Below are 19,088 nucleotides of genomic sequence, written 5' to 3' on the forward strand. Positions count from 1 at the left end.
GCGACATGCGCTCGACGGGTAAAATACCCACGATTAAACGATTTACAACTCCGAAAAATCGATTTACTCATTTCTCCCAGCGGACGGAATGCCTCGGTCCGCGCCTCGGAAGGAGGACCAATGGCGCACAGGCAGGACCAGCAGCGGCGTGCGTCGATCCACGACGTGGCCAGCCGCGCCGGCGTGTCCGCCGCTACCGTCTCCAAGGTCATGGCCGGCGTCACCACGGTGAAGCCCGAAAATGCGCAGCGCGTCTTCGATGCGGTCGAGCAGCTGGGTTACCGCATCGATCCGCTCGCCTCCGACATGCGCCGGGCCAAGCGCCGTATCATCGGCGCCATCATGCCCGAATTCGAAAGCGAATTTTTTGGCCAGATGGTCACCCAGCTCGAGAGCCTCGCCGAGCAGCGCGGCTACACGCTGGTGGCGGCGTCGAGCCGTGAATCCGAAGCGCGCGAAAAGGAAATACTGGCCCGCATGCATGACTGGCGTGTCGCCGGCGTGGTGCTGGCGCCTGTGCGCAACGAGCATGGCCCGGCTGCCGACTTCATGAAGGCCAATGGCATGACCGGCGTGCTGATCGACCGTGTGCTGTCCGATGACGTCTTCGACACGGTGTCGGCCGACAGTGCCGCGGCCAGCGCCGAAGTGGCGCGCGAACTGATCGCCAAGGGCCACCGCCATATACTGCTCGTCGGCCTCGGCGAGCAGGCGGCCACGATGCGCGCCCGCCTCGACGGGTTTCGCACTACTGCGCTCAAACTGGCGCCCGATGTGCGCATCGATGTCGTACTGGCCGAAGCCGACGTCGAGCCGCTGCGAGCGCAGTTGCGCGAGTATTTCGCGAAAGGCGAACGGCCGACGGCGGTCTATTCGCTGTTCCTCAAGGGCACGCTGGTGGCGCTGTCCGAGTTCCGCCGGCGCGGCTGGCATTGTCCCAACGACATCTCGCTGGTCGGCTTCGACGATGCCGAATGGATGCAGGTGACATGGCCGGCCATCGCCGCCGTGGTACAGCCGGTCCGGCAGATCGCCGCCGAGGCGATGGATGTGCTGTTTCGCAGGATCGAGGGGGAAGGCGGCCCGCCCATGGCGCGGCTCGAACCCTGCAAGGTGTTGATGCGGGAATCCGTTGGCTCGCCAGGCAGCGGCCCGCATTCCGGGGGAGGAAACCGACAATAGCCCCCATTGAAGGGAAGAAGAATCAAAACGGATAGTGCTGGTTCGGATCCTCGATGGTCAGCCAGCGCAGGTCGGTGAATTCGGCGATCGAGGCCTTGCCGCCGAAGCGGCCATAGCCCGAACCCTTCACGCCGCCGAACGGCATCTGCGCCTCGTCGCCGACGGTCGGGCCGTTGATGTGGCAGATGCCGGCCTCAATGCGCGCGGCGACCGCCATGGCACGGCGGATGTCGCGGCTGAAGACGGCCGAGGAGAGGCCGTATTCGGTGTCGTTGGCGACGCGCACAGCCTCGTCCTCGCCATTGACGCGGATCACCGGCTTGACCGGCCCGAAGGATTCTTCGGCGTAGACGCGCATGGAAGGCGTGACATGGTCGAGCAATGTTGCCTCGACCACGGTTCCGGTTCGCTTGCCGCCGGCCACCAGCTTGGCGCCCTTGGCGACGGCGTCGGCCACCAGTTCTTCCATCTTGTCGGCGGCCTGGCTGCTGATCAGCGAGCCCAGCACGACATGGCCGCGCGGGTCGCCCGCGGGCAGTTGCGAAGCGCGGGCGGCGAGCTTGGCGACGAATTCGTCGGCGATCTTTTCATCGACGACCAGGCGTTCGGTCGACATGCAGATCTGGCCCTGATGCATGTAGGCGCCGAAGGCTGCCGCATTGACCGCGGCGTCGACGTCGGCATCGTCGAGCACGACGAGCGGCGCCTTGCCGCCGAGTTCGAGCAGCGCCGGCTTCAGGTGCTTGCCGGCGAGTTGGGCGATGATCCGGCCGACCTTGGTCGAACCGGTGAAGTTGACGCGCCTGACCGCGGGATGCGCGACCAGCGTCTCGACGATTGCCGCCGCATCCTTGGGATCGTTGGTGACGACATTGATGACGCCCTTGGGCAGGCCGGCCTCGACCAGAACCTGGCCGATCAGCCGGTGCGTGCCCGGACACATTTCAGAGGCCTTCAGCACCACGGTGTTGCCGCAGGCGATCGGCATGGCAATGGCGCGAGTGCCGAGGATGACCGGTGCGTTCCACGGCGCAATGCCGAGGCACACACCGGCCGGCTGGCGGATCGCCATGGCCAGCGTGCCGGGCTTGTCGGAGGGGATGACCTCGCCCGAAATCTGCGTCGTCATGGCGGCTGCCTCGCGCAGCATCCTGGCGGCGAGCATGACGTTGAAGCCGGCCCAGGGACCGGTGGCGCCGGTCTCTTCCATCATCAATTTGGTGAATTCGCCGACCTTGGAATCCATCACATCGGCCGCCTTGGCGAGCAGTGCGCGGCGCTCGCCCGGACCGGTCTTCGACCAGATTTTGAAGGCGGCGGCCGCGGCTTCGACCGCAGCGTTGGCATCGGTTACGCTGGCGGCTGCTGCGCGCGTCGCCAGCTTGCCGGTGAACGGGTCCATCCGCTCGTAGGAGGCAGCACCCGACGCATCCCGTTTGTCGCCGTCGATCAGAAGTCCGATGTCCATTGTTTTCTCCCTCGCTCGCCGTCGAGCGTCGCAAAATTTAAAAGCCGAGCACCTCGGCGTTGATCGATGCTTCAAGGCCGCCATCAACCGGCACGTTGGCGCCGTTGACCCAGCGTGCGCCGTCCGAGCACAGGAACAGCACGACAGGCGCGATGTCGCCCGAGGTGCCGGCGCGTCCGACCCGGGCGATGTCGCTGTCGACGCGGGCGTCGCCGAGCACAGTGCGGAACTGTTTCAGGATCGGCGTCTCGACCGGGCCGGGGCTGACCGCATTGACGCGGATGCCGCGGCTCCTGAACTGCTCCTGATGCGCGGCGCGCTGGGTCCACAACAGAAGCAGTTCCTTGGAGACGGGGTAGCCTTCCTCGTTCTTCACCTGATGGTCGGCGACCACTTTGGCGACATCGGGAAAGCCCCCGATGCCGACCATCGACGCCGCGCGGTTGAGGTTGGCGCGCCAGCCATAGCCGGCGGTCGAGGCGACGTTGACGATGGCGCCGCCTTCGCGAAGCTTTGGCGCGAGACCTTCCGAAAGCGCGCGCAGACCGTAGAAGTTGACCGCCAGCGTCGACACCGCGCCGGTGTTGCCGGAGAGGCCGGCGACGTTGCAGAGCGCGTCGATGCGCTGCGGCAGGGATGCGACGAGATCATCGACGCCGGCCCTGGACGAGATGTCGGCCTTGACGAAGCCGCCGACCGGTGCGGCCGGCTCGCGCACGTCGACGCCGATCACATCTGCGCCGAGCTGGCCGGCAAGTTCGGCCGTTCGGGCACCGATGCCGGAAGCGACACCGGTGATGAGGATGGTCTTGCCGAACAGCATGGTCACGCCTTCTCCCGCTGTGCCGTGGTTTCGTGCGACGCTGCCGCCGTGTCCGCATCACCGGTGTTTGCCGGCAGCCTGACGCGGTAGCCGACCGGCAGCAGCCGTATGCCAAAACGCTCCTCCAGTGCCCCCCACAGGCCGCGCGGCAGGAACAGCGAAAACAGCACGGCGGTTGCGCCGAGGCCGATCAGATACCAGACGCCGGTGCCGCCAAACCAGGTCTCGATGAGGAAGAACAGTAGTGCGCCGAGAATTGCGCCTTCGAAGGTGCCAATGCCGCCGACCAGCACCATAAAGATCATGTAGGCGGTCCACTGGACATTGAAGTAAGTCTTCGGCTGGAAGGTGATCGACGTCGCCAGCCACAGCGCGCCGGCAATGCCGATGCCGAAGGCGGCGAGCACGAACAAAAAGCCGCTTGGTGCCAGTGACGCGTACGCCGACCGAAGCGGCGGCCTCCCCATTGTCCCTGATGGCGCGGATCGCAGCGCCGGTGCTGCCGCGCAGCAGGCCGAACAGGATGGCAAGCAGCGCCGTCATCGCGGCCAGCGCCAACCAATAGATCGTCGCCCGCCTGGCGCCGACTTCATAGACGTTGAGCGAAATCAGCGATGTCCCGGTTTCGCCTTGCACCAGCCGGTCGAGATTGACCAGGAGATGGGTGAGCGCGGCGATGACCCACATGCCGATAGCGAACTCGCCATTCCTGAGCCGCAGCATGAACAGTGACATCGGCCAGGAGATCGCGCCGACAATGATCGCCGAGACGAACAGCGAGGCGAACGGGTTGAGGCCGGCATCGGCCAGGCGAATGGCGAAGTAGGCGCCGAGGCCGAAGAACACTTGTTGTCCCACAGAGACCAGGCCGCCGAAGCCGGCCAGCGCATTCCACATCGCAGCCAGGATCACATAGATGAACAAGGCCGTCATGCGGTCAACCGCGCCGGCTGACAGGAAGTGCGGCGCAACGGCGAGCAGCGCGATGATCACGACGACCGCGATCGCCGAGATACGCGAAGCAGGTGTGCCGCGCTCGATCACGGGGGAGGTCGAAACTGCGCTCATGTCGTCTTCCTCGCGGGCAGGCGCACCAGGCCACGCAGGCCAAGGCCGGACGTGGAGAGCCGGATGAACAACACGATCAGGAAGGCGACATGGCCGCCGATGAGGAAGCCTTGCGGATGCACCTGCGCGCCGAGCGTCTGGGCAAGCGCCAGCACGATACCGCCGAGAAGTGTGCCCCACAGCGAGCCGGCGCCGCCGATCACCGCCGCCTCGAAAGCGAACAGCAATTGCGGTGCGCCGGTATAGGGATCGAAGGTGGCGCGCATGCCGAGAAAGGCGCCGGCAAGACCGACGGTGACCATGGCGATGGCCGCTGCAAGCGCGCTGGCGCGGCGCGCATCGACGCCGACGAGGCCAGCGGTATCAGGATCTTCCGAGGTGGCGCGGATCGAACGGCCGAGCCTGGTGCGGGTCAGGAACAGCTGCAGCCCGCCAAGCATGACGACAGCTGCAGCGAACATGATCACGGCAAGTTTGCCGACATAGATGCTGCCCGGCCATTCCCAGGAATCGTAGGACAGGCTGCCGATATAGGGCGCCAGCGAACGTGTGTCGGCGCCGAATTGCTCGAACAGCGCATTGTCGATGACGATGGCGAGGCCGAAGGTGGTGAGGATCGGCAGCAGCGCGCCGCCGCGGGCGCTGCGCTCGAGCAGGAAACGCTGCAGCACCCAGCCGATCGCCGCCATCAGCGGCAGGACGATGAGCAGGCCGACGAAAGGCGAGATGTGGAAGCGCGAGGCGAGCCACCACAGCGCATAGGCCGAGAATACGGCAAGGCTGCCATGCGCGAGGTTGATGATGCGCATCACCGAAAACATGAAGGAGAGGCCGCAGGCGATCAGCGCGTAGTAGCCGCCGAGCAGGATGCCCTGGACGATCTGGTTGCTCATGCGGGAACACTCCCGGCGCTTTTCCTGTGCAGGCCGAAATAGGCCTTCGTCACCTCGTCGCGCGACATGCCTTTGCTCGGGCCTTCCAGCGCGACGCGCCCTTCGAGCATGCAGATGACTTTATCCGAGACCGAGAGCGCGCGGTTGAGATCCTGTTCGACCAGGATGATCGTCGTGCCGGAGCTGATCAGTCCTTGCAGCGAAGCGTAGACGCGGTCGACCACCAGCGGCGACAGGCCGAGCGAGACCTCGTCGAGCAGCAGCAGTTCGGGGTTGCTCATCAGGGCGCGGCCGATGGCCGTGGCCTGCTGCTCGCCACCGGAAAGATGCCCGGTCTTGGCATGGCGGCGTGGCTTGAGGTTGGGAAAGGTGTCGAGCACTCGTTCCACGCTCCAGTCGCCGGGCCGGCCGGCGGTCTTGCCAAGCAGGAGGTTCTCTTCGACGGTCATCTGCACGAACAGTTTTCGTCCCTCGGGCACCAGTGCGACACCCATGCCGACGCGCTTGTGCGACGGCACGCCGGTGATATCGGCGCCATCCAGAAGCACGCGGCCGGCCGTCGGCTGATGCGCGCCGGCGATTGCTCTCAGCAGCGTCGTCTTGCCGGCGCCATTTGCGCCGACCAGCGCCAGCGTTTCGCCGCGCTCGATGCTGAAGCTGACGCCACGCACTGCCTGCAGCAAGCCGTGCCGGACAACAAGGTTTTCTACCGCTAGCAGGCTCATTTCGGGCCTCCACCGAGATAGGCGCGCACGACTTCCGGGTCGGCCATCACCGTTTGCGGCTCGCCGTCGGCGATGATCTTGCCGGCATCCATGCAGATCAGCCGCTCGGCCACCTGCAGCAGAATGTGGACAATGTGCTCGATCCAGACGATGCCGATCTTGCGCCGGCGTAATTCCTTGATCGTATCGACAAGTTCGCTCGCCTCGCCATCGGTCAGGCCGCCGCCGATCTCGTCGAGCAGAAGCAGCGTCGGTCTCACCGCAAGCGCGCGGGCGAGTTCCAGCCGCTTGCGGTCGAGCAGGCCGAGCGTCTCGGCGCGCCGGTTGGCGACGCCCAGCATGCCGCACAGTTTCAGTGACGCCAGCGCCTCCTCATAGGCTTCGTCGCGGCCGAGACCGGCGCCATGCGATGCGGCGACGAACACGTTCTCGAACGTGGTCATGCCACTGAACGGCTTCGGCACCTGGTGCGTGCGCACCAGGCCGAGACGACAGCGGGCCGTGGCCGGCAGCGCCGTCACGTCGCCGTCCCTAAAGGCGACGGTGCCGGCACTCGGCGGAAAGGCGCCTGAAAGGACGCTGAGCAGCGTCGTCTTGCCGGCGCCGTTCGGCCCGACGATGCCGATAGCCTCGTCGGCATTCATGGCAAAGTCGATGTCGTCGAGCACCACCAGCGCGCCAAAGCGCTTGTGGATGCCGGCGGCGCTGAGGATCACGTTTGCTGAACCGTCCACGATGCGATCCCCGCAACCGTCGATCAACCGTTATACGGCTGGAGCTTGGCCTCGACCGGCACCTTCGGGTCGGTGGCATTCTCGGTCACGACATAGTCGAGCGGGAACTTGGCTCCTTCCTTGGCGGCCACCCATTGTGTGCCGATGATCGGGCCGGGCGAGACATTGGCGACCGGGCCGCTGGTGAAGTCGACCTTGCCGATCATGGTCTCGGTGTTGAGCGTGCTCAGCGCCTTGGCGACCGCCGCCTTGTCCTTGGCGTCGGCGCTCGCCTTCAGGGCTTCGAAGCCGGCGTCGAGCAGCGACATCGAGGCGCCGAGCTGCTGCGTCCACTGCTTGCCGCTTGCCGCCTCGTAGCCATCGGCGAGTTCGGTGCCGGAGATACCGGTCAGCGGCGATTTGTAGGGGAAAGCCTTGTGCCAATAGGCGGCGCTCGAAATCTTCATGCCAAGATCGCCGAGCGCCTCGATGTCCGAGGGGAACAGGCCGGTCTTGGCGACCTGGGCGATCTTGATCTGCCGGGTCAGACCCTGCTGCGCGGCCTGGCGCCAGAAGGCGGCGAAGTCGGGCGGGATCGGGAAGGAGTTGAAGATCTCGACGCCTTCCTGCTTGAACAGCGCGATCTGCGAGGAATAGTCGGTGGTGCCGGTCTCATAGGCGCCGGGATCGACGATGATGAAACCCTGCTTGGCCAGCAGCGGCGCCAGATGGGCGCGGATGGCATTGCCGTCGGCGTCGTTTGGGATACATGACGCCGACCTTCTTGTTGGTCTCGATCAGGTTCCACTGCGAGATATAGGCCTTGAAGAATTCGCCGACGCCGAAGCCGAAATGATAGGTCCATCTGAAAGGCGAGGGCGCGCCAGGCTTGGCGCCGCGGCCGAAATACCAGGCCTCCCAGGGCATGACGGTGGAGAGGCAAGGCACGCCGGCGGCTTCACAGGCATCGGCGACCGGGTTGATGACCTCCGGCGTGGACACGGCGAGCATCAGGTCGATCGCCTGGTTGTTGATCAGGTCCTTGGCGAGCTGGCCGGCGCGGGACGGATCCGACTGGGTGTCCTGGTCGACGATCTCGACGCTGTATTTCTTGCCGCCAAGCTCGATGCCGTTGGCCAGAGCCTTGCGGGCGAGGTCGAGCACATAGCCGTCGGTCTCGCCGAAGCCGGCGAGCGGGCCGGTGCGCGGGCTGACGAAGCCGACCTTCAGCGTGTCGGCAGCTTGCGCGAAAGCCTTGCCGCGGCTGAGCGCAAGGGCTGCGCCGCCGGCGAGAGATGTGGCGATGAACTGGCGCCGCGAGACGCCGGATTTGTTTGAGGTCATGCTGATATTCCTCCCTTTCCTGACGGTGCCTGGAGGGACCGCCGGCCTGCTCAAAATCGGTGCCGCCCGTCGTTCAGATCGGATATGCCCCGGCTGGCTTTGAGGCGGCAGCGGAACGCCGCCAATGCCGGCAAACGGCACGATTTCGATCCTCCCATTGCCACAGTGCCTTAGGTGTTTGGTTTGGTAAAATGATATTTTGCGGTTTTTTATTAACCCTGGGGTTACGAGAATTGCCCATTCACACAGATCTGTAGGACTGATCTGCTCGCTACGCTCACGCGAGGACGACTGCCTCAGCCGCCTCGGCTGGCTGCCTCGCGGATGGTTTTCAGCAGGATGGCGAAGGCCGGCGAGGGGGCCGTGTCGGTGCGCATCGTCAGCCCGACAGGTCCCTTGGTCTCTTCGGTGTTGACCGGCAGAGCGACGAAGGCGCCGCTGGAGATTTCATTGGCGACGACGCCGGTCGAGATGATCCAGACGGCATCGCTTTGCCGCAGGAAGGCGCGGCCGAAGGAATCCGAGACGGTCTCGATTTCGGTCGCCGGCGCGGTCATGCCATTGGTGATGAACAGGCGGTCGACGAACGGGCGGATGACCGATTCCCGGGTCGGCATCAGCACCGGGAACTCATCGAGGCGGGCGAAGATGTCCTGGCCGGGCTGCGCCAAGGGGTGGCCGGCCCGCACCACGAACAGAACCTGTTCGGAATAGAGATGCTCGAAGAAGAAGCCAGTCATGTTTTCCGGCGCCGCCAGCCGGCCGACAACAAGATCGAGCGCGCCGACGCGCAACTGTTCGAGCAGCACGGCATTCTCACCGGTGACGATCTTGATCGCCGCTCCCGTATTTTCACTCAGGAACAGACTCATGGCGAGCGGCATGACCCTGGCCGACACTGTGGGCAGCGCGCCGATGCGGATCGGATGGCGGTTGATGGCGCCGTCCTGGCGGACGGAATCGACGCCACGCTTCAAGGCGGTGATCGCCGTGCCGGCATGACCGAGGAAGATTTCGCCGAGTCGTGTCACCCTGATGCCGCGACCGTCGCGTTCGACGACGGCGATGCCGAGTGCCTCTTCCAGTTCGCGCAGCGTCTTGGTCACCGCCGGCGGACTGACGTGAAGAAAGTCGGCCGCCCTCGCCACGCTGCCTTGCCGCGCTACCTCAAGGAATGCCTGCAGGTGACGGAACCTTATGCGGCTTTCGGACATGGTTCTCGTAACCTCCCAGTTAATGAAACGGCGCAAAATATCATTTTACCAAACCAAATGCCTTGTGCAATGTGAACACGGAGGATCGAAATCGTGCCATTTGTCAACATTGGCGGCATCACGCTCCACCATCGCAACTTCAAGGCGAATGGGGACGCGCGGCCAGTCGTGTTTATCAATTCGCTCGGTACCGACTTCCGCATCTGGGACGAAGTGGTGTCTGACTTGAACGCTGACATGCCCTTGCTGGTTTACGACAAGCGCGGCCACGGTCTTTCCGACATTGGCGGCATCAGCTCGATTGACGATCATGTCGATGATCTCTCCGGCCTCATCGATCATTTCGGGCTGACCGATGTCGTGCTTTGCGGTCTGTCGGTCGGCGGCCTCATCGCGCAAGGGTTCTATGCAAGGCGCCCCGACATCGTCGAAGGTCTCATCCTGTGTGACACGGCGCACAAGATCGGTACCGCCGACAGCTGGAACACCCGCATAGCAACCGTCGAAAGCAAGGGCATCCAGGCCATCGCCGACGCCGTGCTTAAATTGTGGTTCACCCCGGCCTTCCACACGGACCGGATCGCCGAGCTTGACGGCTACTGGAACATGATGACCCGGCAAGCCGTCGCCGGTTATGTCGGCACCTGCGCCGCAGTGCGCGACGCCGATTTCACCGAGGTCGCTCAGGCTATCACGGTGCCCACGCTTTGCGTCGTCGGCGACCAGGACGGCTCGACGCCGCCGGACCTGGTTCGCTGGCTGGCCGAACTCATTCCCGGCGCGCGCTTCGAGATCATCCGGGATGCCGGCCACATTCCTTGCGTCGAGCAGCCCGGTGCGCTGACCGCCCTGATCCGAGAATTTCTCGCGTCGCTTCCTCAGAGAAAGCAGATCCATGGATGAAGTGTCCAAGACCACGACCAGATACCGGACCGGTCTGACGGTTCGGCGCTCGGTGCTCGGCGACCCGCATGTCGACCGTAGCGAGGATGCTGTCACCGATTTCGACCGGCCGTTCCAGGAGCTGATTACCGAGGCAGCCTGGGGGACAGTGTGGGCGCGGCCGGGTTTCAGCAAGCGCGAGCGCTCGATCGTGACGCTGGCCCTGCTCGCCGCACTCGGCCATGATGAAGAGGTCGCCATGCATGTGCGCGCCACCGCCAACACCGGCGCCTCGCGTGACGACATCTGCGAAGCGTTCCTGCATGTCGCGATCTACGCCGGCGTGCCGGCGGCCAACCGCGCCTTCAGGATTGCCAAGGAGGTGTTTTCGGAAATGGACGGAAGCAGGAATGGCCATGCCAGCTGATGCCGGCTCGAACCGCAGGCCCGAGACCGGCGCCTTCTTCCAGCGCGACCGCAACTGGCATCCGCCGGCGCTGACGCCGGACTACAAGACATCGGTGCTGCGCTCGCCTCAGAAGGCGCTGCTGGCCTTCGACAACACGGCGTCGGAAATCACCGGTCCGGTGTTCGGCCACGCCATGCTGGGCGAACTCGACGCCGACCTGATCCACAATTTCGCAAAGCCCGGCGAGAGCGCCATCGGCGAGCGCATCATCGTTTATGGGCGCGTGCTCGACGAGCGCGGCGTTGGCGTCTCGGGCGCGCTGCTCGAATTCTGGCAGGCCAATGCCGGCGGCCGCTACCGCCACAAGAAGGACGGGTATCTGGCGCCGCTCGATCCGAATTTCGGCGGCTGCGGCCGCACGATCACCGACGCCGATGGCAGCTATGCCTTTCGCACGGTCAAGCCCGGTCCCTATCCCTGGCCGAACAGCCCCAATGACTGGCGGCCGTCGCACATCCATTTCTCGGTGTTTGGCCACGCCTTTGCGCAACGTCTGATCACGCAGATGTATTTCGAGGGCGACCCGCTGATCTGGCGCTGTCCGATAGTGCGCGGCATCCGCGACAGGGCGGCTGTCGAGACGCTGATCGCGGCACTCGACATGCAAGCAACGATCCCCTTCGACGCGCGCGCCTACAAGTTCGATATCGTGCTGCGCGGGCGCCGCGCCTCGCTGTTCGAAAACCGGCCGGAGGGCAATTGATGGCGCAGGCGCTCACCCGGCTGAAGGAGAGCCCGTCGCAGACCGCGGGACCCTATGTGCATATCGGGCTGACGCCGAATTTCGGCGGCATTGGCGGCGTCTATGCCACGGACCTTGGCGCGACCATGCTCAACGACAAGACCAAGGGCGAGCGCATCGGCTTGCGCATCCGCGTGCTCGACGGCACCGGCACGCCGCTCCGGGATGCGCTGATCGAAATCTGGCAGGCGGATGCGAATGGGTTCTACAATTCGGCAGCGGAATTACGCGGCGATGCCGATCCGGATTTTCAGGGCTGGGGCCGTCAGCCGACCGACATGGAAACCGGCCTGTGCAGCTTCGAGACGATCAAGCCGGGACGCGTGCCGTATGGCGACGGGCGGCTGATGGCGCCCCATATCAGCCTGTGGGTCGTGGCGCGGGGCATCAATATCGGCCTCCACACACGGCTCTATTTCTCCGACGAGGAGAAGGCCAATGCCGAGGACCCGATCCTCGCCCGCATCGAGCACAGGCTGCGCGTGCCGACGCTGATCGCCGAGCGGCAAGGCGATATCTATAGTTTCGACGTCCATCTCCAGGGGGAGAAGGAAACGGTCTTCTTCGACAGCTAGGAGGCCCCTCGCATGACCGTATCGCCCTTCGACCATCCGCTGCTGTCCGGCCTGCTCGGCGACGAGGAGGCGGCGCGGTATTTTTCCGCCGACGCGGAAATCGCCGCCATGCTCGATTTCGAGCGCGCGCTGGCGGAAGCGCAAGCCGAAAGCGGGATCATCGGCAAGGACGCCGCGGCCGCGATCGTGTCTGTCCTGTTGTCCTACAAGCCGGATACGGCGCGGCTACGGGCTGGGGTGGCCAAGGACGGCGTGATCGTGCCCGAACTGGTGCGCCAGTTGAAGGCAGCGGTCGGTGCGCCGCACGAGGCCAGCGTGCATTTCGGCGCAACCAGCCAGGATGTCATCGACACTGGCCTGGCGCTTCGGCTGCGCCGCGTGATCGACCATCTCGATCTCTTGCTGATTGAAAACATCGTGAGGCTGACGGCGTTGGAAGAGCGTTTCGGGGGCAGGACATTGGCTGGGATGACACGGATGCAGGTGGCGATCCCAATAAAAGTGTCGGACCGTGTCGCAGCGTGGCGAGCACCGCTACAGCGGCATCAGCAGAGATTGTCGCAACAGTCGCCACGTTTGCTCGTAGTGCAATTTGGCGGCGCCGCCGGCACGCTGGAAAAGCTCGGCGACAAGGGCCCTGCGGTGCGCGCGGCCCTTGCCGCAAAACTCGGCCTTGGCGACGCACCGCAATGGCACAGCCAGCGCGATGCGCTGGCCGAATTCGCCAGCTTGCTGTCGCTCATCACCGGCGGCCTCGGGAAGTTCGGTCAGGACATTGCGCTGATGGCGCAGGCCGGCTCTGAGATCACACTGTCCGGCGGCGGCGGCTCGTCGGCCATGCCGCACAAGCAGAACCCGGTGAAGGCCGAAGCGCTGGTGGCGCTGGCGCGCTTCAACGCCACGCAGCTTTCCGGCGTGCACCAGGCGCTGGTGCACGAGCAGGAGCGCTCGGGCGCGGCGTGGACGCTGGAGTGGCTGGTTCTGCCGCAAATGGCGGTTGCGACCGCGGCTGCACTACGGCTCGCCGCGGAGCTCGCCGGAGAGATCGAAAGCCTGGGGCACTGATGCGTACAAAGATCGTCATTGTCGGCTCCGGGCCGTCAGGCCTGCTGCTCGGCCAACTGCTCAGCGGCATCGGCGTCGAGACGGTGATCCTCGAGCGTTCGAGCCGGGAGCACGTGCTTGGCCGTGTGCGGGCAGGGGTGCTCGAACAGGGCACGGTCGAATTGCTGGAGGAGGCGGGCGCGGCTGCAAGGCTGCATGCCGAAGGCCTGCTGCACGCCGGCATTTCGCTTACCTTCGGCGGCAGCCTGCACAGGCTTGATCTCACGGCGCTGACCGGCGGCAAGCACGTCACCGTCTATGGCCAGACCGAGGTGACCCACGATCTGATGGACAAGCGCGAGGCGGCGGGACTGGCCACCGTCTATGAGGCGGCCAATGTCGCGCTGCATGGTTTCGATGGCGAGGCGCCTTACGTCACCTATGACAAGGATGGCGTCAGCCACCGCATCGACTGCGACTTCATCGCCGGCTGTGACGGCTATCACGGCGTCAGCCGCAAATCGGTGCCTGAGCGCGTGTTGAAAACCTTTGAGCGGACCTATCCGTTCGGCTGGCTCGGCGTGCTGGCCGAGGTGCCGCCGGCCGATCACGAACTGGTCTATGCCAATCACGAGCGCGGCTTTGCGCTGTGCTCGATGCGCTCGACCCATCGCAGCCGCTACTATGTGCAGGTTCCGGCCGACGAGCGGGTCGAGGCGTGGAGCGACGACCGCTTCTGGGATGAGTTGCGCCGCCGCCTGCCGGAACGGACGGCTGCCGCCGTCGTTACGGGCCCGTCCTTCGAAAAGTCGATCGCGCCGCTGCGGTCCTTCGTTGCCGAGCCGCTGCGTTTTGGCCGGCTGTTCCTGGTCGGGGACGCCGCCCACATCGTGCCGCCGACCGGCGCCAAGGGGCTCAACCTCGCTGCCAGCGACGTGCGCTATCTCTTTGCCGGACTTCGCGAATTCTACCTGGACAAATCACTGGGTGGGCTCGACGCCTATTCGGCCAAGGCGCTGGCGCGAGTGTGGAAGGCGGTACGCTTTTCCTTGTGGATGACGACGATGCTGCATCGCTTTCCCGATACCGGCGAGTTCGGCCAGCGCATCCAGGAGGCCGAACTCGACTATCTCGTGCATTCGCAGGCGGCGTCGACCGCGCTGGCCGAGAACTATGTCGGTTTACCGTATTGAGGGCGGTGCGATCTCAAACGCGCTCGAGCGCCACTGCGATGCCTTGGCCGACGCCGATGCACATGGTGGCCAACGCATAACGGCCGCCGCGCTCGCGCAGCTCCAGCGCCGCGGTACCGGTGATGCGCGCGCCCGACATGCCGAGCGGGTGGCCAAGTGCGATGGCGCCGCCATTGGGATTGACGTAGTCCGCGTCCTCGCCGATGCCGAGTTGGCGCAGCACGGCGATACCTTGCGAGGCGAAAGCTTCGTTGAGTTCGATGACATCGAATTGTTGCGGCGTCAGGCCGAGACGGGCACAGAGCTTTTTCGTCGCCGGCGCCGGGCCGATGCCCATGATGCGCGGCGCCACGCCGGCGGCGGCGGCGCCGAGGATTCGGGCGATCGGCGTCAGTCCGTATTTTTTCACAGCCGCTTCCGACGCGATGATCAGCGCCGCGGCGCCATCGTTGACGCCGGACGCATTGCCGGCGGTGACCGTCCCGCCTTGGCGGAACGGCGTCGGCAATTTGGCCAAGGACTCGACCGTGGTTCCGGCGCGAGGATGCTCATCTTTGGAGACGATGACCGCATCGCCCTTTTTCTGCGGGATCGTCACCAGAGTGATCTCCTTCGCAAGCCGGCCATTGGCCTGCGCGGCGACGGCCTTGTCCTGGCTGCGCACGGCGAACGCATCTTGGTCGGCGCGCGACACCGAAAAATCCTCGGCGACGTTCTCGCCGGTCTCGGGCATGGAATCGACGCCGTACTGTTTCTTCATCAGTGGGTTGATGAAGCGCCAGCCGATGGTGGTGTCGTAAATCTCGGCATGGCGCGAAAAGGCGGTCTCGGCCTTGGGCATGACGAAGGGCGCGCGGCTCATCGATTCGACGCCACCGGCAATCATCAATTCGGCCTCGCCCGATTTGATGGCGCGGGCGGCGATGGTGACGGCATCCATGCCGGAACCGCAGAGCCGATTGACGGTCGAGCCGGAAACCTCCTTCGGCAATCCAGCGAGCAGCAGCGACATCCTCGCCACATTGCGATTGTCCTCGCCGGCCTGGTTGGCGCAGCCATAGACAACGTCGTCGACCGCCTGCCAGTCGATGCCGGCATTTCGCTCGATCAGCGCCTTCAGCGGGATGGCGCCGAGGTCGTCGGCGCGCACAGAGGAAAGCGAGCCGCCGAAGCGGCCAATCGGGGTGCGGATGTAGTCGCAGATGAAGGCCTCGGCCATGTCATGCAGCCTTTTGTTTTCCGCTTCCCTCATGCGCCGCCTTGGTGCGGGCCTGCAGGTCGCGCAATGTGGTCAGTTCGAGCGTGGTCGGCGATGGTGTCTCTTCAAGCGCATCGGCGAATTTCACCACCCAGCCACAGGTCTCCTGCACCTGCTGGCGCGTCACACCCGGATGCAGCGAGACCACTGTGAATTCCTTGGTCACCGGGTCGGGCTTCCAGATGGCGAGGTCGGTGATCAGCAGCGTCGGCCCTGATGTGTCGATGCCGAGGTGCTGGCGATGGTCGCCGCCGTCGCCATGACCGAAGGAGGTGAAGAAGTCGATCTTTTCGACCATGCCGCGCTTCGATTGCGCCATGGTGATGTAGATCTCCTTCGATGAGGTGGCGATCTCCGGCGCGCCGCCGCCGCCGGGCAGGCGGGTCTTGGGATGCGCATAGTCGCCGATGACGGTGGTGTTGATGTTGCCGAACTTGTCGAGCTGCGCCGCGCCGAGGAAGCCGATGGAGATGCGGCCGCCCTGCAGCCAGTAGCGGAACATCTCGGGCACCGAGACGGTGGTGACGGCGGTGTCGCAGAGTTCACCGTCGCCGATCGACAGCGGCAAAACATCGGGCGCGGTGCCGATGGTGCCGCTTTCATAAATTAGCGTGATGTCGGGCGCATGCGTCAGCCGCGCGACGTTGCAGGCGGCCGACGGCGCGCCGATGCCGACGAAGCAGACATCGTCGTTCTTCAAGGCGCGGCTGGCGGCGATGGTCATCATCTCATTGGGGGTGAAGCCGCTCATGCCGCGCTCCTCAGATGTTCGACTCGGGCCGCGAAATCATCGGCCGTGCGTTCGATGACATTGGCCTGCATCCAGGCCTGGAATTTTTCACGGTCGGCGGCGATCTCGTCCCATTCGAGATAGGCGGCGTTGTCCCTGGCATAATAGCCGTGCGTGTAGGAGGGATGCGAGCCGCCGGGCACCACCGATATCGCAGCGATGGTCCAGCGCGGCAGCACGGTCAGATTGGGGTGCAGGTCGTCGAAATTGTCGACCAGTTCCTCCACCGTCACCACGGCGCGTTTTGCTGCCAGCACCGCTTCCTTCTGGATGCCGACAATGCCTTCGACCAGCACATTGCCCTTTTTGTCGGCCTTCTGGGCGTGGATGAAGGTGACGTCCGGGCGGATCGAGGGAACCGCCGCCAACACTTCGCCGGTGAACGGACAAGTGACCGACTTGATGTTCGGATTGACGGCGACAAGCCCAGCGCCGCGATAGCCGCGAAACACCGCACAGGGCAGTCCGGCCGCGCCCGCCTCATAGGCGTTGGCCATGCCGGCATGGCTGTGCTCCTCGATCTCGATCGCCCGGGGAAAGCTGTTCTCGATGGCGTCGCGGGCGCGCCGCAGCAGGCCGACGCCGGGATTGCCGACATAGGAGAAGATGATCTTCTTCGCCATGCCCATGCCGATCATCTGGTCGTAGATCAGGTCGGGGGTCATGCGGATCAGCGTGAGATCGCGAAAGCCCTGGCGGATCGCCTCATGCGCCGCCGCCGTCGGGATCAGATGGGTAAAACCCTCGAAAGCGACCGCGTCGCCATCATGCAGATTCTCGGCCACGGCATCATTGAGCGGCAGGAATTTGACCATCGCAGGAAACTCCAAAAGTTCGTATTGCGAACATTTGTTTTGTATGTAATACTTTTACATCGGGTCGCCGCGATGAGTCAATGGCGACGCATTGTTTCGCGGAGGCCGCATGGACGACGAGGCAACGACGCGCGACCATGTCGGTTCGCTGGAACGCGGCCTTGCGGTCATGGAGATCCTTGCCCGCCATCCGGCCGGCTTGACGCTGACCGAGATGGCGGAAGAGGCGGGGCTGACTCGCGCTGGCGCGCGCCGATTTCTGCTGACGCTGACCGCTACCGGTTATGCGACGCAATCCGGCCGGCTGTTTTCGCTTTCGCCGCGCCTGTTGACCATTGTGCGGACCTGGCTTGGCGGCGCTTCGCTGTGGACCTTCGCGGCGCCGATCCTGCGAGAGGTGGCAGGGCAGTTCAACGAGGCCTGCAATGCGGCGGTGCTGTCGGGCGAGGATGTCGTCTATGTCGCGCGCATACCCGGCCGGCGCATCCTCAGCGTGTCGCTCGATGTCGGCACCAGGCTGCCGGCGTATTGCACCTCGATGGGGCGGGTTCTGCTTGCGGGGCTCGCGCCGGACGAGTTGAAGGCCTTCCTTGCCGAAGCAAAGATCGAGCGGCGGACGCCGAAGACGATCACCAGCCGCGCAGCCCTCAGCAAGGCGATCGACGCCGCGAGGGCGGGTGGCTTTGCCATCGTCGACGAGGAACTGGAGCTCGGCCTGCGCTCGATCGCCGTGCCGATCTGTGATCGCGCCGGCAAGACCGTCGCGGCGATCAACGTCTCGACCCAATCGGCGCGGTTTTCCGTCGAGGCGATGGAACGGGATGTCCTGCCTGAGCTGGGCAAGGCGAAACGGCGCATCGAAGAATTCTTCTTCGTTTGAGCAGCAGGCTAATCGCCTAAACCCGTACTGCCCTCATTGCCCTGCCGGGCATTTCTCCCCGTTTACGGGGGAGAAAGAGGCTGGCCCCCCCGCATTGCCGGCTTCATTTCTGAATGTTGGTGAGTGGCGAAATCGTCGATGAGAGCGCCACTCGCCCCGCTTACGGGGAGAGTGCCGGCAGGCAGGTGAGGAGCAGCGCATGCGCTCCTGACGAATCCCGTTGACCTCACGTCAAAACTCAAATATTGAACAGGACTATACAGGTTCACTGAACAGGTACCTATATGAAGCGGCGCGCGGTTCAACTGTCTCCCGGCACGGGCAAGCCCGAGCAGATCGCCACCGTTCTCGAACATGAAATCCGCTCGGGCGTGCTTGGCTTCGGCGACCGCCTGCAAAGCGAAAACGAGCTCGTCCAGCGCTTCTCCGTCAGCCGCAACACGGTTCGCAAAGGCCTTGAAGAACTGTCCAGCCGCGGGCTGATCACCACCAAGGTCGGCATTGGTTCCTTCGTCACCTTCGACGGCAAGCCGGTCGATGACAGCATCGGCTGGTCCCGGGCGCTGGCCAATGCCGGCGCCAATGCAGAGACGCGGACGCTGCGGCTGGAAGTGATCGAGGATGCCGATCTTGCCGCGCTGCTTGGTATCGAAAGCCCGTTCTTCATCGCCGTCGACCGGGTGCGCACCAATGCCAGCGACGGCCATGCAATCTCCATCGAGCGCAGCCGGCTGCCGCTGTCGCCTGAACTCGAGGATGTGCCGCTGCGCGGCTTGCGCGAAGGCTCGTTGCACCAGACGCTGCGGGCCGCCGGGCTCATTCCCGACCATGGCGAGGAATGGGTCGGCATCGAGATGCTCAACGCCGAGGACGCGGCCATTCTCGGCTGCCCGCAAGGCACGCCCTTCCTGCGCGGGCGACGGCTGACGCGCGCCGCAGACGACCGGCCGATCGAATATGTCACCAGCCTGCTCAACCCGGCGCATTTTGCGCTGCATATGAGGTTTTGA

At 64.8% G+C, this 19,088-nt stretch carries 18 protein-coding genes and 2 pseudogenes; 9 read left to right on the forward strand and 11 right to left on the reverse strand.

Features of this window, described 5'->3' with window-relative positions:
- Nucleotides 1-120 precede the first annotated feature (120 nt).
- Nucleotides 121-1,182: a LacI family DNA-binding transcriptional regulator gene (locus JQK88_RS02700; protein WP_203277362.1), complete on the forward strand. Its 1,062-nt coding sequence runs from the start codon at nt 121-123 to the stop codon at nt 1,180-1,182.
- A gap of 22 nt (nt 1,183-1,204) precedes the next feature.
- Here JQK88_RS02700 and JQK88_RS02705 read toward each other — a convergent pair whose 3' ends face one another.
- The 8 genes and pseudogenes from JQK88_RS02705 to pcaQ all read right to left on the reverse strand — a co-directional run bounded on the left by JQK88_RS02705 (nt 1,205) and on the right by pcaQ (nt 9,430).
- Nucleotides 1,205-2,650 (reverse strand): aldehyde dehydrogenase, encoded by a 1,446-nt coding sequence (locus tag JQK88_RS02705; protein ID WP_192259474.1) that lies wholly within the window; start codon nt 2,648-2,650, stop codon nt 1,205-1,207.
- 37 nt (nt 2,651-2,687) lie between these two features.
- Nucleotides 2,688-3,473, reverse strand: coding sequence for a coniferyl-alcohol dehydrogenase (locus JQK88_RS02710; RefSeq protein ID WP_192260106.1), 786 nt, complete (start codon nt 3,471-3,473; stop codon nt 2,688-2,690).
- 2 nt (nt 3,474-3,475) lie between these two features.
- Nucleotides 3,476-4,541 (reverse strand): annotated as a pseudogene (locus JQK88_RS02715) (branched-chain amino acid ABC transporter permease).
- The gene (locus JQK88_RS02720; RefSeq protein ID WP_192259472.1) at nt 4,538-5,434 is read right to left on the reverse strand and encodes a branched-chain amino acid ABC transporter permease; all 897 of its coding nucleotides are present in this window, start codon (nt 5,432-5,434) and stop codon (nt 4,538-4,540) included. Before JQK88_RS02720 ends, JQK88_RS02715 begins: the two are co-directional and overlap by 4 nt.
- On the reverse strand, nt 5,431-6,159 hold the full coding sequence (locus tag JQK88_RS02725; RefSeq protein WP_192259470.1) for an ABC transporter ATP-binding protein: 729 nt from the start codon (nt 6,157-6,159) through the stop codon (nt 5,431-5,433). The genes JQK88_RS02720 and JQK88_RS02725 overlap by 4 nt, the downstream gene beginning before the upstream one ends.
- On the reverse strand, nt 6,156-6,830 hold the full coding sequence (locus tag JQK88_RS02730) for an ABC transporter ATP-binding protein (RefSeq protein ID WP_312037246.1): 675 nt from the start codon (nt 6,828-6,830) through the stop codon (nt 6,156-6,158). Before JQK88_RS02730 ends, JQK88_RS02725 begins: the two co-directional genes overlap by 4 nt.
- 86 nt (nt 6,831-6,916) lie before the next feature.
- Nucleotides 6,917-8,216: pseudogene (locus JQK88_RS02735) on the reverse strand (ABC transporter substrate-binding protein).
- Nucleotides 8,217-8,512: 296 nt separating this feature from the next.
- Nucleotides 8,513-9,430, reverse strand: coding sequence for a pca operon transcription factor PcaQ (pcaQ, locus tag JQK88_RS02740; protein WP_192259466.1), 918 nt, complete (start codon nt 9,428-9,430; stop codon nt 8,513-8,515).
- Nucleotides 9,431-9,523: 93 nt separating this feature from the next.
- On the opposite strand from pcaQ, the gene pcaD reads away from it, so the two are divergent.
- From pcaD to pobA, 6 genes are read left to right on the forward strand one after another with little or no spacing between them, the layout of a single operon-like run.
- The gene (gene pcaD, locus JQK88_RS02745; protein ID WP_192259464.1) at nt 9,524-10,333 is read left to right on the forward strand and encodes a 3-oxoadipate enol-lactonase; all 810 of its coding nucleotides are present in this window, start codon (nt 9,524-9,526) and stop codon (nt 10,331-10,333) included.
- Complete coding sequence (gene pcaC, locus JQK88_RS02750; RefSeq protein WP_192259462.1) at nt 10,326-10,739, forward strand: 4-carboxymuconolactone decarboxylase; 414 nt, start codon at nt 10,326-10,328, stop codon at nt 10,737-10,739. Before pcaD ends, pcaC begins: the two co-directional genes overlap by 8 nt.
- Complete coding sequence (gene pcaH / locus JQK88_RS02755) at nt 10,729-11,484, forward strand: protocatechuate 3,4-dioxygenase subunit beta (RefSeq protein ID WP_203277935.1); 756 nt, start codon at nt 10,729-10,731, stop codon at nt 11,482-11,484. Before pcaC ends, pcaH begins: the two co-directional genes overlap by 11 nt.
- A complete protein-coding gene (gene pcaG / locus JQK88_RS02760) occupies nt 11,484-12,098 on the forward strand; it encodes a protocatechuate 3,4-dioxygenase subunit alpha (protein ID WP_203277363.1) in 615 nt (204 codons plus the stop codon). The genes pcaH and pcaG overlap by 1 nt, the downstream gene beginning before the upstream one ends.
- Nucleotides 12,099-12,110: 12 nt before the next feature.
- On the forward strand, nt 12,111-13,163 hold the full coding sequence (locus tag JQK88_RS02765; RefSeq protein WP_203277364.1) for a 3-carboxy-cis,cis-muconate cycloisomerase: 1,053 nt from the start codon (nt 12,111-12,113) through the stop codon (nt 13,161-13,163).
- The gene (pobA, locus tag JQK88_RS02770) at nt 13,163-14,335 is read left to right on the forward strand and encodes a 4-hydroxybenzoate 3-monooxygenase (protein ID WP_203277365.1); all 1,173 of its coding nucleotides are present in this window, start codon (nt 13,163-13,165) and stop codon (nt 14,333-14,335) included. The genes JQK88_RS02765 and pobA overlap by 1 nt, the downstream gene beginning before the upstream one ends.
- A 13-nt stretch (nt 14,336-14,348) precedes the next feature.
- Here pobA and pcaF read toward each other — a convergent pair whose 3' ends face one another.
- From pcaF to JQK88_RS02785, 3 genes are read right to left on the reverse strand one after another with little or no spacing between them, the layout of a single operon-like run.
- The gene (pcaF, locus tag JQK88_RS02775) at nt 14,349-15,554 is read right to left on the reverse strand and encodes a 3-oxoadipyl-CoA thiolase (RefSeq protein ID WP_192260100.1); all 1,206 of its coding nucleotides are present in this window, start codon (nt 15,552-15,554) and stop codon (nt 14,349-14,351) included.
- Nucleotide 15,555: 1 nt separating this feature from the next.
- Nucleotides 15,556-16,344, reverse strand: a complete 789-nt coding sequence (locus JQK88_RS02780; protein ID WP_192259454.1) for a CoA-transferase subunit beta — start codon at nt 16,342-16,344, stop codon at nt 15,556-15,558.
- Nucleotides 16,341-17,198 (reverse strand): CoA transferase subunit A, encoded by an 858-nt coding sequence (locus tag JQK88_RS02785; protein ID WP_203277366.1) that lies wholly within the window; start codon nt 17,196-17,198, stop codon nt 16,341-16,343. The genes JQK88_RS02780 and JQK88_RS02785 overlap by 4 nt, the downstream gene beginning before the upstream one ends.
- A gap of 109 nt (nt 17,199-17,307) precedes the next feature.
- On the opposite strand from JQK88_RS02785, the gene JQK88_RS02790 reads away from it, so the two are divergent.
- Nucleotides 17,308-18,078 (forward strand): IclR family transcriptional regulator domain-containing protein, encoded by a 771-nt coding sequence (locus tag JQK88_RS02790; RefSeq protein WP_203277367.1) that lies wholly within the window; start codon nt 17,308-17,310, stop codon nt 18,076-18,078.
- 284 nt (nt 18,079-18,362) lie between these two features.
- Entirely contained in the window at nt 18,363-19,088 is a 726-nt protein-coding gene (locus JQK88_RS02795; protein WP_023815836.1) for a GntR family transcriptional regulator, read from the forward strand.

It is taken from the genome of Mesorhizobium caraganae, from assembly GCF_016836705.1.
Taxonomy (GTDB): Bacteria; Pseudomonadota; Alphaproteobacteria; order Rhizobiales; family Rhizobiaceae; genus Mesorhizobium; species Mesorhizobium caraganae.